Origin of the sequence: Nocardia sp. NPDC004860, assembly GCF_040609015.1 — a bacterium.
Lineage (GTDB): Bacteria > Actinomycetota > Actinomycetes > Mycobacteriales > Mycobacteriaceae > Nocardia.
On the sequence record NZ_JBEXJI010000002.1, the window covers coordinates 160,342 to 174,121 of the forward strand.

The following is a 13,780-nucleotide window of genomic DNA, read 5'->3' on the forward strand; positions in this document are numbered from 1 at the left end:
GAACGACAGCGAATGATCGGCTACTCCTGCTGTCGGGCACACCGATTGCATGGAGACAGGAGAGCGCTGATGACCGACGCGGACCTCACGAACAACGGTGACGACCGCGGGCCGGGTGGCTTCACGGTGTCGCGGCGGGGGGTGTTCGGGGTGGGCGCGGCCGCACTGGTGGCCGCCGGTGTCGGAGCCGCGGTCGCCGGATGTGACAGCAACGGCGACAACGGTTCCGCCGCCGAGCGGGCCGGCAAGGATCCGGTCGACCCGAGCGGCCACATCGTCGACCAGCAGCATCGGGCGCAATCCGCATTGCCCTTCGCCGACGAGCAGGACTTCACCGACACCGACAGGGGCTTCATCGCCGGGCTCGAGCCGGACGTGGTGCGGGACGCCACTGGAAAGGTGGTGTGGGACAACGATTCCTACGGATTCATCCAGGGCGCCTGCCCCAACTCTGTGCACCCCTCGCTGTGGCGGCAGTCGCAGCTGGTGGTGAAACAGGGCCTCTACGAAGTGGTTCCGGGCATCTACCAGATCCGCGGTCTCGACCTGTCGAACATGACGATCATCGAGGGCAGAACCGGCATCATCGTCATCGACCCGCTGATCTCGACCGAGACCGCGAAGGCGGGCATGGACCTGTACTTCGCGCACCGCGGTCGGAGGCCGGTGACCGGCATGATCTACACCCACTCCCACGTCGACCACTTCGGCGGCGCCCTGGGTGTCATCAGCCTGGAAGACGCTGCCTCGGGCCGGATTCCGGTGATCGCGCCGCAGGGCTTCGTGGACCACGCGGTCGAGGAGAACGTCTTCGCCGGCACCGCCATGGCCCGCCGCTCGGCCTACATGTACGGCGCGGCGCTGCCGCGTGGTGCGAAGGGCCAGGTCGGCGCGGGCCTGGGCATGACCACCTCGGTCGGCACCGTGAGCCTGATCCCGCCGAACAGGGACGTCACCCACACCGGCCAGGAAGAGACCATCGACGGGATCAAGGTCGTCTTCCAGATCACCCCGGGCACCGAGGCGCCGTCGGAGATGAACTTCTACTTCCCCGACTTCCGGGCGATGTGCATGGCGGAGAACGCCACCCACACCCTGCACAATCTGGTCACCCTGCGCGGCGCGCTGGTTCGCGACGCGCACGTGTGGTCGCAGTACCTGACCGAGACCATCACCATGTTCTCCGACAAGTACGACGTCGCCTTCGCCTCGCACCACTGGCCCATGTGGGAAGCGGACAAGGTCACCGAATGGCTGTCGCTGCAACGGGATACCTACGCCTACCTGCACGACCAGACCCTGCGCATGCTGAACCAGGGCTACACCGGCATCGAGATCGCCGAGATGATCCAGATGCCGCCGGCCATCGAGAGCAAGTGGTACAACCGCGGCTACTACGGGTCGGTCAGCCACGATGTGAAGGCCATCTACCAGCGCTACATGGGCTGGTTCGACGGCAACCCCGCGCACCTGTGGGAGCACCCGCCGGTCGAGTCCGGCAAGCGGCACGTGGACGCCATGGGCGGTGCGAGCGGGGCGTTGAAGGTGGCCCGCGCGGCCTACTCCGACGGCGATTACCGCTGGTGCGTCCAGGTTCTCAACTACCTGATCTTCGCCGACCCGGACAATGAGAAGGCGAAGATGCTGCAGGCCAGCGCTTTCGAGCAGCTCGGCTACGGCTCGGAGAACGCCACCTGGCGCAACTTCTTCCTCTCCGGCGCCTACGAGCTGCGCAACGGCGCCTTCGGCACCCCGACCAAGGCCAACTCCGCCGGCATGATCAGCGCCCTGAGCGTGGACCAGGTCTTCGACTCCGCGGCGTTCCTGATCAACGGCCCCAAGGCGTGGGACCTGCACCTGGTCAACGACTGGATCATTACCGACCAGAACCGGACCTACCGCACCGAGCTACGCAACGGCGTGCTCATCTACTACGTGATCCCCGCCGACTTCAAGGGTCCGGCCCCGGACGCCACCTTCACCCTGTCCCGGCTGGAGCTGATCGCCACCATGACCGGAACCAAGGACATCGTGAAGGAGATCCAGGCCGGCGCGATCAAGGTCAGCGGCGACCCGGCCAAGTTGAAGCAGTTGAAGGACGTCATGGACAAGCCCGACCCGAACTTCAACATCGTCACCCCGTAGTACTCCGCGCGGTGGAATGCCGCGGCGTGACGGGAGTTACCGGGGGCGTCACGCCGCGACACACATGAATAGATGTGGGGGTTACAGCGTTCCGGTTGTGGCCATGAGTCGACTCGTGGCCCACCCTGGCCCACGGTCTCGGTGTGCCCGGGTGACGCGGGCACACCGGGTTAGTGTGCGCGCTGGGTGTCGATGCGTTCGGTCGGCCGCTCGGATTCGGCTGCCACGGCGGCGCGTTCGACCGTCATCAAGCTCTCGGAGTGGTGTTCGGCGTAGTACTTGGCGGCACCGCCGTTGAGCCCGAACAGCGACTTGCTCCACAGCAGCCAGATCACCGCCGCCAGGTTGACGATCAGCGCCGCCGCCCGCAGGAAGGTGATCTTCTCGGTGAGTTCGTAGATCTCGAGCGGCAGGAAGATGCTGGTCGCGATGACCGCGAAGTACTCGCCCCAGCGCTTGACCAGCCAGAGGCCCACCGCCTCGGTGAGCTGGATCGCGGCATAGGCGAACAGCGCCACCGCCACCCAGGTGAGCACGGTGGGGGAGAAGGTGAACGCTTTGTCGATGCCCTTGATGATCTTGGAATGGTCAGGGTTGAAACCGATCTGGTCCGCCAGCTGGCGGATGAGCGGAAGATCCTTGTCCCAGTTGGCCTTCCAGTGCTGGCGCGAACCGCGCAGTTTCAGCACGCCCGCGCCCAGCAGGATCAGCACCAGGGCCCGGCCGATGCGCTCGGCCGCCAGCAGGCGCATGATGATCCGGTCGCGCAGTAGATGCCCGCGCGGCACCTCGGGCGCGTCGTCGGCCGGACCGCTGCGACGCGGCTCGCCCGGCACGAAATCCCCGCAGCGCAGGCAGCGCCAGGATTCACCCGCCGGGGTGGCGACGTGGAGGCGTGCCGCGAGCTCGGGCTCGGCGGGGGCGTAGGTCTCGTGCCCTCGGGCAGCGCAGGTCCACAGACTGAAGTCCATGCGCGTGAGCGTAACCGGTGGGCGGGCGCCGAGGGGTGTCTCAGCGTGCCGCGAGGGATGTCTCGGCGCGCTGCGACGGAGGTCTCAGCCCGCGGCCAGTGCGCGCAGTTGATCCAGATATGTCCGGGTGCGCGGGTCGCCGGGGAAGCGCTCGATCATCTCCCGCGCCGTCTCACCCGCGATCCACATGAGCGAGGGCAACGAGCGGCGTTTGCCGGCGAAGGCCCGCACCCCCTCGTCCAGGGCGAGCTCCAGATTGCGATCGCGGATGGCGACCACCGCCAGCGTCAGGTGCGCCTCGGCGACCCGCATGGGTTTACGGATGCTGCCGTCGGGGCGGGTGGAGGTCAAGATCACCTGCCGGGCATAGTTTTCCGCCAGCCGGTCCTCCCCGGCTACCCGGCAGCAGTCCATGGCGTAGAAGTCGAACTTCTGCGGATCGACCACGAAGTGATTGTCCAGATCGGACGGATGCTCGATGGTGTCCAGTATCGAACGGCCCTGGGCGAGTGCCTTTTCCACCTCGCGGCGGTCACCGAGCCGTGCCCACGCCTTGGCGCGCTGTGCGGCCAGCTGGACGCCGACACCCAGGTGGTCGGTGGTGGCGTACGCGGCCTCGGCGGTCTCGATGGCGCCCCGGTAGTTGGCCTGCGTGAGTGCGAACCAGGCGGCCATTTCGGCTCCCCAGCCGATGATTTCGGCGTGCTCGGCCTCCTGGCCGAGGGAGAGCGCGGCCCGGCGGGTCGCCTCGGCGGCGGTGCGCCAGCCGAGATCGTAATCGACGCAACCGACCAGCAGCGCAACCCATCCGGCCAGCACCAGGACCTCCCGATGCTGCGCGAGAGTCAAGCGACCGTCCAGTAGCGAAGTGATGCGCCGCAGCCACGCCGTGCCCTCGGCGTGCAACTCGTGCGGATCGGCGCACGGATACTCCGAACACAGCCGATCAGCGGTGATGCGAACGGCATCGAGCGTAGAGGCGGACACATCGGACATACGTAGCCGCCCAATGAATTCCAGCGTGTCCATCCCCGTGGCCGAGAGCATCTCGTCGTCCCGATTGGGGCGCGCCTTGGGAAAGAAGGCGGCCGTCACCGTATCGAAAGCCGCCGCGATGATCGGAGCGTAGAAATCGTCCGGCCGCGATTCCCCGGACTCCCAGCGCCGCCAGTTGCGCAGAAGTGTGCTGTCCGTTGGCAAATTGTGGCTCGATTTGCCCCGCATGGCACGGACCGCATCCGCCTGAGACCACCCCCGAGTATCACGTTCGGCACGCATTCGGACGGCCCAGACAGGTCGATCGTCACCGGCGGACACGCTCTGTAGTATCTCACCAGTTAACGAAGGATGGACCCGGATAGGGCATCTCGATGTCAGTGGGTTGACATCTGCAATTGCATTCGTGATTACGCCAAACTGTTCAACAGGGCACATTCATGACAGCGATCCCCAATCCAACGGAGGTTCGGGTGGAAGCGTTGATCTATGGGTACGTGCGTGACGATCTGGCCGACGGCCGCAGCGAAGAGCTGGAGAACGCCATGTGCGTGCTCGCTCGGTCCGCCGGCCTCTGCTTCGCCGCCACGTTCCATGAATCGACCCCCGGCGACGGCACCGCCTTCGCGGAGCTGACGGCCGAACTCAAGCGTGCCGATGCCCACCACGTGGTGGTGCCGTCGCTCGATCACCTTGCGGGGCAGACCATTCCGCGCGACCTTCTGATCGCGAAGCTGGCCCACGAGGCCTCCGTCAAGATCTGGGCCGTCGAGCACTAGCCGTCGAAACGAACGCCGCACCTGCGCGTGAACGCAGGTGCGGCAATGGATTCGGTGCGGGGGCCCGGTGTCAGAGACCGAAGCCGCCCCGTCCGCGGCGGCGCAGGTACTTCTCGAACTCGGCCGCGATGGCGTCACCGTCGATCTTGGCCATGGCGTCGTTGATGTCGACCTCGGCATCGCCGCGCTCCTCGAGCGAGCGCACGTACTCGGCGATCTCCTCGTCGCCGGCGGTCATCTCGTTGACCGCGCCCTCCCACTCCTCGGCCTGCTCGGGCAGACCGCCGAGCGGCACCTCGACATCGAGGACGTCCTCGACCCGGTGTAGCAGGGCGATGATGGCCTTGGGGTTGGGCGGCTGGGAGACGTAGTGCGGCACCGCCGCCCAGAAGGAGATGGCCGGGACGCCCGCGCGCACGCACGCGTCCTGCAGCACTCCGGTAATACCGGTCGGTCCCTCGTAACGGGTCTGCTCCAGGTTGAAGCGCTCCGCGGCTTCCTTGTTGTAAGCGGTCCCGGTGACCGGAACCGGCCGGGTGTGCGGGGTATCGGCCAGCAGCGCGCCCAGGATCACCACCGTGGACACCCCGAGCTGCTCGACGAATTCGAGGATGTCGTTGCAGAAGCTGCGCCAGCGCATATTCGGTTCGACGCCCCGCAGGAGCACGACGTCCCGATCGCTGCCCGGGGGCGAGCAGACCGACAGCATGGCCGAGGGCCACTGGATCTCGCGGGTCACCCCGTCCACCTGCCGGACCGTCGGCCGGTTCACCTGATAGTCGTAATAGTCCTCGGAGTCGAGCTCGGCCAGCGGCTGCGCGTCCCAGATCAGTTCCAGATGCTCGACCGCGCCACTGGCGGCATCGGCGGCATCGTTCCAGCCTTCGAAGGCGGCCACGAGCACCGGATCCCGCAGCGTAGGCAGGTCCGATTCGGGTGGCACCGGGGATTCACTGGCGTTCACCCGGTCAGCCTACGGTGTGCGTAGACGCAGTGTGCATGCGACGCGCAATGTAGGAGTTGGGGTAGCACCGCACACCGACGCAGGGATTGTCGGCGTCTCCCACTACTCTTGAGTACATGTCTGTACGCAGCCGCGCCGAATTCGACACCACCCTCTTGGACACGCTCAGACGGCGTGTCGTGATCGGGGACGGTGCGATGGGCACGATGCTGCAGGCTGCGGATCTCACTCTCGACGATTTCCGCGGCCTCGAGGGATGCAACGAAATCCTCAACGACACCCGCCCCGACGTGCTGCGCCACATCCACCGGGCCTACTTCGAGGCCGGCGCCGACGCCGTCGAGACCAATACCTTCGGGTGCAACCTGCCCAACCTGGCCGACTACGACATCGCCGACCGGATTCGCGACCTGTCCGAGCGCGGCACCCGCCTCGCCCGCGAGGTGGCCGACGAGATGGGACCGTCCGCCGACGGGACTCCCCGGTACGTGTTGGGTTCCATGGGCCCGGGCACCAAGCTGCCCACCCTGGGGCACGCGCCCTACGCCGCCCTGCGCGACGCCTACAGCGAGGCCGCGCTCGGCATGCTCGACGGCGGCGCCGACGCCATCCTCATCGAGACCTGCCAGGACCTGCTGCAGGTCAAGGCCGCGGTCACCGGCAGTCACCGGGCCATGGACCAGGCCGGGCGGCGGATCCCGATCATCACGCACGTGACCATGGAGACCACCGGCACCATGCTGGTCGGCTCCGAGATCGGCGCGGCGCTGACCGCACTCGAGAAGCTCGGCATCGACATGATCGGGCTGAACTGCGCCACCGGTCCGGACGAGATGAGCGAGCATCTGCGGCATCTGTCCAAGCACGCGCAGCTGCCGGTGTCGGTCATGCCGAACGCCGGTCTGCCGATCCTCGGTGCGAACGGCGCGGAGTACCCGCTCACGCCGGAGGAGCTGGCGGTCGCGCTGAGCCAGTTCGTCTCCGAGTTCGGTTTGTCGCTGGTCGGCGGCTGCTGCGGCACCACGCCCGAGCACATCCGGCAGGTGGCCGAGGCGGTGCGCGAGGTCCAGCAGGCCAAGCGGGATCCGGTGCACGAGCCGAGCGTGTCGTCGATCTACAGCTCGGTGCCGTTCGAGCAGGACGCCTCGGTCCTGATGATCGGTGAGCGCACGAATGCCAACGGCTCCAAGGCTTTCCGGGACGCCATGCTGGCCGGCGACTGGCAGAAGTGCCTGGACATCGCCAAGGATCAGACCCGCGACGGCGCCCACATGCTGGACCTGTGCGTGGACTACGTGGGCCGCGACGGCACCGCCGACATGACCGAGCTGGCCTCCCGGCTGGCGACCGCGTCCACCCTGCCGATCATGCTGGACTCCACCGAAGCCCCGGTGCTGAAGGCCGGTTTGGAGCACCTGGGCGGGCGCTGCGCCATCAACTCGGTGAACTACGAGGACGGCGCGGGGCCGGATTCGCGGTTCCAGCAGACCATGGCGCTGGTCGCCGAACACGGTGCGGCCGTGGTGGCGCTGACCATCGACGAGGAGGGTCAGGCGCGCACCGCCGAGAAGAAGGTGGAGATCGCCGAGCGACTCATCGCCGACATCACCGGCAACTGGGGGCTCGACGAGTCCGACATCATCATCGACACGCTGACCTTCACCCTGGGCACCGGCCAGGAGGAGTCCCGGCGCGACGGCATCGAAACCATCGAGGCCATCCGCGAACTCAAGAAGCGGCACCCGAATGTGCAGACCACGCTGGGTCTTTCGAACATCTCCTTCGGCCTGAACGCGGCCGCGCGGCAGGTGCTCAACTCGGTGTTCATGAACGAATGCGTCGAGGCGGGCCTGGATTCGGCCATCGTGCACGCCTCGAAGATCCTGCCCATGTCGCGGATTCCGGAGGAGCAGCGGCAGACGGCGCTGGATCTGGTCTACGACCGGCGCACCGAGGACTACGACCCGCTGCAGAAGCTGATGGCGCTGTTCGAGGGCGTGTCGGCGGCCTCGTCGAAGGCGTCGCGGGCCGAGGAACTGGCGGCGCTGCCGCTGTTCGAGCGGCTCGAGCGGCGCATCGTGGACGGCGAGAAGGCCGGTATGGACGCCGATCTGGATGCCGCCATGGCCGAGGTGCCGCCGCTGCAGATCATCAACGAGACGCTGCTGGCGGGCATGAAAACCGTTGGCGAGCTGTTCGGTTCGGGGCAGATGCAGCTGCCGTTCGTGCTGCAGTCGGCCGAGACCATGAAGGCCGCGGTCGCCTACCTGGAACCGCACATGGAGGCCACCGACGATTCCGGCAAGGGTCGCATCGTGCTGGCCACCGTCAAGGGCGACGTGCACGACATCGGCAAGAACCTGGTGGACATCATTCTGTCCAACAATGGCTACGAGGTCGTGAATCTCGGTATCAAGCAACCGATTGCGACGATCCTGGATGCCGCCGTGGACAAGAAGGCCGATGTCATCGGCATGTCCGGGCTGCTGGTGAAGTCCACCGTGGTCATGAAGGAGAACCTCGAGGAGCTCAACGGCCGCGGTGTCGCGGAGCAGTTCCCGGTGCTCCTGGGCGGCGCGGCACTGACCCGCGCGTACGTGGAGAACGACCTCACCGCGGTCTACGACGGCGAGGTGCACTACGCGCGCGACGCCTTCGAGGGCCTGCGGCTGATGGACGAGATCATGACCCTCAAGCGTGGCGGCGCGGCCGACCCGGATTCTGCCGAGGCCATCGCCGCCCGCGCGAAGGCCGCCGAGCGCAAGGCCCGGCACGAGCGGTCCAAGCGGATCGCCGAGCAGCGCAAGGCCGCCGAGGTGCCGGTCGAGGTGCCCGAGCGCTCGGATGTGGCCGCGGAGCTGCCGGTGCCGACGCCGCCGTTCTGGGGTTCGCGCATCGTGAAGGGCCTGTCGGTCAACGAGTATTCGAGCCTGCTCGACGAGCGGGCGCTGTTCCTGGGTCAGTGGGGCCTGCGCGGCCAGCGCGGCGGCGAGGGACCTTCGTACGAGGAGCTGGTGGAGACCGAAGGCCGTCCGCGCCTGCGGTATTGGCTGGACCGGCTGACCGCCGAGGGTGTGCTGCAGCACGCCGCGGTGGTGTACGGCTATTTCCCGGCCGTGTCCGAGGGCGACGATGTGATTGTTCTCACCGAGCCGAATCCCGATGCGCCGGAACGCTTCCGGTTCACATTCCCGCGTCAGCAACGCGACCGGTTCCTCTGCATCGCGGATTTCATTCGCTCACGCGAGTACGCGAAGCAGACCGGGCAGGTGGATGTGCTGCCGTTCCAGCTGGTCACCATGGGTAAGCCCATTGCCGACTTCGCCAATGTGCTGTTCGCGGGCGACAATTACCGCGACTATCTCGAGGTGCACGGCATCGGTGTGCAACTCACCGAGGCACTCGCCGAGTTTTGGCACCGCCGGATTCGGGAAGAGCTCACACTGGAAGGACATTCGGTCGCCGACGAGGATCCCGCCGATGTGTTGGACTACTTCAAACTCGGATACCGTGGCGCACGGTACTCGTTCGGCTATGGTGCCTGCCCGGATCTCGAGGATCGGGCAAAACTCGTGGAACTGCTGGACGCCGGCCGGATCGGAGTGATCTTGTCCGAGGAGTTGCAACTGCATCCGGAGCAGTCCACGGATGCGTTCGTGCTGCTGCATCCGGAAGCCAAGTACTTCAACGCTTAGTATTTTCACCAGATTTCCGGGCTTTCGCGCAGAGTTGCAGGGGTGCTCGGCCGCGAAAGCCAGCAGGAGGGGCACAACCACATGAGCGCAGACCGGCTGATTGCGGGGCGGTACCGGCTAACGGATCCGATCGGCACCGGTGCTATGGGGGTCGTGTGGCGCGCGACCGATGTTCGGCTGCGGCGCACGGTCGCGGTCAAGCAATTGCTGCTGACACCGGGGCTGACCCGGTCGCAGGCCGTCGAGGCCAGGATGCGGGCGATGCGTGAGGGGCGCATCGCGGCGCGACTGCATCATCCCAACGCCGTCACCGTGTTCGACGTGGCGGAGGAGGACGGACAGCCCTGGCTCGTCATGGAATACGTGGACGCCGTCAGCCTGGCGGCGCTCATGCGGGAGAAGGGGCGACTCGAGCCGGTCGAGGTGGCGCGGATCGGGGCCAAGGTGGCCGACGCGCTGGCCGCGGCCCACAAGGCCGGGATCGTGCACCGGGATGTCAAGCCCGCCAATATCCTGGTGGCCGACGACGGAACGGTGAAGATCACCGACTTCGGCATCTCGCGAGCCACCGGGGACGTGACCGTCACCTCCACGGGGTTCCTGGCGGGCACGCCCGCCTACCTGTCGCCGGAGGTGGCGCGGGGCGAGAACCCGGAGCCCACCTCCGACGTGTTCGCCCTGGGCTCAACGCTTTACGCGGCGGTCGAGGGGAAGCCGCCCTTCGGTGAGGGCGACAACCCCCTGGCGGTGCTGCACTCGGTGGCGCGCGCCCAGGTGCCGCCGCCGACCCATGCCGCCGCGCTCGCGCCGGTGCTGATGGACCTGCTCGCGGCCGAGGGCGCGGACCGGCCGACGATGGTGCAGGCGGCGGAACGGCTGCAGGCGGTGGCGGAGGGGCGGGCCCCGGCCGTGCCGATCCAGCAGACCAAGGTGCTGCCCGCGATGAGTGCCGCTGCCGCCGTGGACGGTTCGGCCGCCACAACGGTGATGTCGACCTCGCGCACCGGCGCGCCCAGCAATGCCACCGACGCCACCGTGCACGTCGACATGGCCCGGGACGTGTCGCCGCCGCGCGGGACGGTGCCGGGCACGCCGCCGCCGGGCGCGACCGGGGGAGCGAAAACCGGTGGCGCGGACCGGAATCCGCGGCGGCTGGTGCTGGTGGCGGCCGGCGTGGTGGCCGCGCTCGTGGCGGCCGTCGTGATCGCCATGTCGGTCAGCCACAACAGCGGTGGCGGCAACCAGCCGCTGGCGAACAACGGCAGCTCGGTCACAGCGGGGGCCTCGCCGATTCCGGCGACCTCCCCGGACAATATGGGCCAGGCCGACGGCGGCACCCAGCAGCCCACGCGCACCGGCGAGGCGGGTGCGGCCACCCACGCGCCGACCACCACGCCCGCGCCGACTTCGTCGGTGGCGCCCACCTCCTCGGCCCGGCCGAGCACGACCACCGTGCCGCCGTCGTCGACCACAGCGTTCGGCCCGCCGCCCGCCGCCTCGGTGACCTCGTTCATCCAGGGCTACTACGCCATGCTTCCGGGCAATGTTGGTGGCGCGTGGTCGATGCTGTCGCCCGGCTACCAGTCCTCCACGGGCGGCTACAACGCGTATGCGCAGTTCTGGGGCGGCATCTCGTCGGTGAGCGTGGGCGCGGTCACGCCCAACGGCGACAACCGGGCGGTGGTGGCGCTGACCTATGTGTCCAAGAACGGGCAGGTGTCCACCGAGAACCGGTGGATCCAGGTCGACTCCTCGACCGGGCACCTGATGATCGCGGCCTCGGGTCTGTGACCGGTCCCCGATAGGCTGAACCGGCTCCGCCCCGCGGCGGAGCCGGTTTTGGTTCAGGTGGTGTGGAAGGAGTTCGAGTCGGTGGCGCGGTTGGACGCGGTGTTGTGGGACATGGACGGAACGCTGCTGGACTCGGAAAAGCTCTGGGACATGGCATTGCGCGAACTGGCCGGCGAGTACGGGCGGGAGCTGACCGACACGGTCCGGCACGCGCTGATCGGCGCGTCCGGCCCGAACGCCTTCCGGATTCTGTTCGACGGCTTGGGTATCGAGCACACCCCCGAGGCCGTCGCCACGGCCTCGGACTGGATGGAGCGACGGGTCACCGAACTGTTCCACGGCCCGGTGCCCTGGCGTCCCGGCGCGCGTGAAGCGCTGGAAATGGTGCAGGCCGCAGGCATCCCGATGGCCCTGGTCACCAACACCAAGCGCTCGCTGACGGAGTACGGCCTGAACACCATCGGCCGCGAGTTCTTCGGCGCCACCGTCTGCGCCGATGAGGTACCCCATGGCAAGCCCGCCCCGGACGTCTACCTCCGAGCCGCCGAACTCCTCGGCGTCGCACCGGAAAACGCGGTCGCCATCGAGGATTCGCCCACCGGCTCGATCGCCGCCCAGGCCGCCGGCTGCGCGCTCCTGGTGGTGCCGTGCGAGGTCGCGGTCCCGGACGCCCCGGGCCGAACCTTCCGCGAGAGCCTGGTCGGGCTGACCATGACCGACCTCGGCGATCTCGTCCCCGCCGGAATCGGCTGACTCCGAACACCATGACCCCGCCGGGGTTCCCATTCGTCCAAGGCCGCAGGTCGTTCGTCGCCTAGCCTGCGGGTATGGAGAGCGTGCTGGCGTTGCTGCGGGGTGTGTGCACCGGGCTGCCCGAGGTGACCGAGCGGGTCAGTCACGGGGAGCCGTGCTGGTTCGCGGGCGGGAAGAAGATGTTCGTGATGTTCGCGGATCATCATCACGACGAGCGGGTCGGATTCTGGTGTGCGGCACCGGCGGGGGTGCAGGAGGAGCTGGTGGCCGCTGAGCCGGAGCGGTTCTTCCGGCCGCCGTATGTGGGGCATCGCGGATGGCTCGGCGTGTATCTGGATACGGCCGTGGAGTGGGACGAGATCGGGGAGATCGTCGAGGACGCCTATCGGGTGGTGGCCGCGAAACGGCTTGTGGCGGAGCTGGATCGGCGGATGGCGTCCGAGTGACGAGAACCGGCCCGGCGGTATCGCCGGGCCGGTTCATGCTTTCCGGGGTCAGCGCAGGGGGCCGAAGAAGGTCTGGAGGTCGCGGGCGAGGTGGGCGGGGGCCTCCATCGCCGGGAAGTGCAGGCCGCGTTCGAATTCGGTCCAGTGGGCGTCGGCGGGGGCGGGGACGACGCGGCGGACGGTCTCGTCCGCGCCGAAGATGGCGAAGCCCTGCGGGACCGACGGGGGAGCGCCCCATTCGGTGGAGTGGGACTGCTCGTAGAGGGTGTGGGCGGCCGACGCGCCGGAGCCGGTGAACCAGTAGAGGCTGACGGTGGTGAGGAGTTGGTCGCGGTCGATGGGGAGGTCGGTCCACGCCTCGAATTTCTCGGCGATCCAGGCCAATTGGAGCAGGGGGGAGTCGACCAGGCCGTAGCCGATGGTCTGGGGGCGGGAATTCTGGATGGCCAGGTAGCCGGAACCCTCGCGGCGGAAGGTGTCCATACGATCCAGGATGACCTTGTCGATCGGGTCGTTGGGATCCAGGCCGTCGGCCAGACCGGGCAGGAAGGTCGCGACATTGGCGGCGGTGAGCGGGTCGGTGACCACATGGATGCCGGTGACGTGCTCGGGGTCCAGGGCCGCGACCAGGCCCGAGACGCCGCTGCCGACATCGCCGCCGTGCACGCCGTAGCGGTCGTACCCCAGGCGGGCCATGAGCTCGATCCACGCGCGGGCGGCGCGGGCCATGCTCCAGCCGACGGCGCTCAGCGGCGTGGACAGCGTGTAGCCGGGCAGGGACGGGGCGATCACATGGAAGGCCGGGCCCTCGGCCGGGTCGGTGAGCAGGCCGATGAGGCCCATGAACTCGGCGATCGAGCTGGGGAATCCGTGGGTGATCAGCAGCGGCCGGGCATCGGGGCGCTCGGAACGGACATGCAGGAAGTGGATGTGCTGGCCGTCGATCTCGGTGGTGAACTGGGGGAAGGCATTGAGCGCGGCTTCCTGTGCGCGCCAATCGAATTCGGTGCGCCAATAGTCGGCCAGCTCGCGCAGGGCGGTTTCGGGGATGCCGCGCTCCCAGCCGGTGCCGGGCAGCTGGACGGCCCAGTGGGCGCGGTCCAGGCGGTCGTGCAGATAGTCCAGGTCGGACTGGGGGACGTCGAGGGTGAAGGGACGAATCTCGGTGCTCATCAGGCTGTTCCGTTCACTGGGGAGAGCCTCGCCGGAGGCTCTTCGTCTTTCGCTCGGCACCACGGTA

General features: G+C 67.9%; 10 protein-coding genes. 6 read left to right on the plus strand and 4 right to left on the minus strand.

The features are described 5' to 3' along the window. Positions 1-69 precede the first annotated feature (69 nt). Positions 70-2,145, plus strand: coding sequence for an alkyl sulfatase dimerization domain-containing protein (locus ABZV44_RS04700; RefSeq protein WP_354832060.1), 2,076 nt, complete (start codon positions 70-72; stop codon positions 2,143-2,145). A 170-nt stretch (positions 2,146-2,315) separates the two neighbouring features. On the opposite strand, the gene ABZV44_RS04705 is transcribed toward ABZV44_RS04700, so the two are convergent. Together ABZV44_RS04705 and ABZV44_RS04710 are read right to left on the minus strand one after the other, a co-directional pair. Next, positions 2,316-3,116 carry a DUF2127 domain-containing protein gene (locus ABZV44_RS04705; RefSeq protein WP_354832063.1) on the minus strand — a complete coding sequence of 267 codons (801 nt, stop codon included), beginning with the start codon at positions 3,114-3,116 and terminating at the stop codon, positions 2,316-2,318. Between the two features lie 84 nt (positions 3,117-3,200). Beyond that, positions 3,201-4,316 carry an XRE family transcriptional regulator gene (locus ABZV44_RS04710; RefSeq protein ID WP_354832066.1) on the minus strand — a complete coding sequence of 372 codons (1,116 nt, stop codon included), beginning with the start codon at positions 4,314-4,316 and terminating at the stop codon, positions 3,201-3,203. Between the two features lie 269 nt (positions 4,317-4,585). Here ABZV44_RS04710 and ABZV44_RS04715 point away from each other — a divergent pair, with 269 nt between their 5' ends. Next, a complete protein-coding gene (locus ABZV44_RS04715) occupies positions 4,586-4,891 on the plus strand; it encodes a hypothetical protein (protein ID WP_354832068.1) in 306 nt (101 codons plus the stop codon). Between the two features lie 70 nt (positions 4,892-4,961). Here the strand turns inward: ABZV44_RS04715 and ABZV44_RS04720 are convergent, their stop codons facing one another. Next, positions 4,962-5,855, minus strand: a complete 894-nt coding sequence (locus tag ABZV44_RS04720) for a PAC2 family protein (protein ID WP_040857388.1) — start codon at positions 5,853-5,855, stop codon at positions 4,962-4,964. 116 nt (positions 5,856-5,971) lie between these two features. On the opposite strand from ABZV44_RS04720, the gene metH reads away from it, so the two are divergent. The 4 genes from metH to ABZV44_RS04740 all read left to right on the plus strand — a co-directional run bounded on the left by metH (position 5,972) and on the right by ABZV44_RS04740 (position 12,540). Next, positions 5,972-9,550 (plus strand): methionine synthase, encoded by a 3,579-nt coding sequence (gene metH / locus ABZV44_RS04725; RefSeq protein WP_354832071.1) that lies wholly within the window; start codon positions 5,972-5,974, stop codon positions 9,548-9,550. 81 nt (positions 9,551-9,631) lie between these two features. Further along, the gene (locus ABZV44_RS04730) at positions 9,632-11,341 is read left to right on the plus strand and encodes a serine/threonine-protein kinase (RefSeq protein WP_354832074.1); all 1,710 of its coding nucleotides are present in this window, start codon (positions 9,632-9,634) and stop codon (positions 11,339-11,341) included. An 81-nt stretch (positions 11,342-11,422) separates the two neighbouring features. Continuing rightward, a complete protein-coding gene (locus ABZV44_RS04735) occupies positions 11,423-12,094 on the plus strand; it encodes an HAD family phosphatase (RefSeq protein WP_354832076.1) in 672 nt (223 codons plus the stop codon). 74 nt (positions 12,095-12,168) lie between these two features. After that, entirely contained in the window at positions 12,169-12,540 is a 372-nt protein-coding gene (locus tag ABZV44_RS04740; protein ID WP_354832078.1) for an MmcQ/YjbR family DNA-binding protein, read from the plus strand. Between the two features lie 48 nt (positions 12,541-12,588). Here ABZV44_RS04740 and ABZV44_RS04745 read toward each other — a convergent pair whose 3' ends face one another. Further along, a complete protein-coding gene (locus ABZV44_RS04745) occupies positions 12,589-13,713 on the minus strand; it encodes an epoxide hydrolase family protein (protein WP_354832080.1) in 1,125 nt (374 codons plus the stop codon). Between the last annotated feature and the right edge of the window lie 67 nt (positions 13,714-13,780).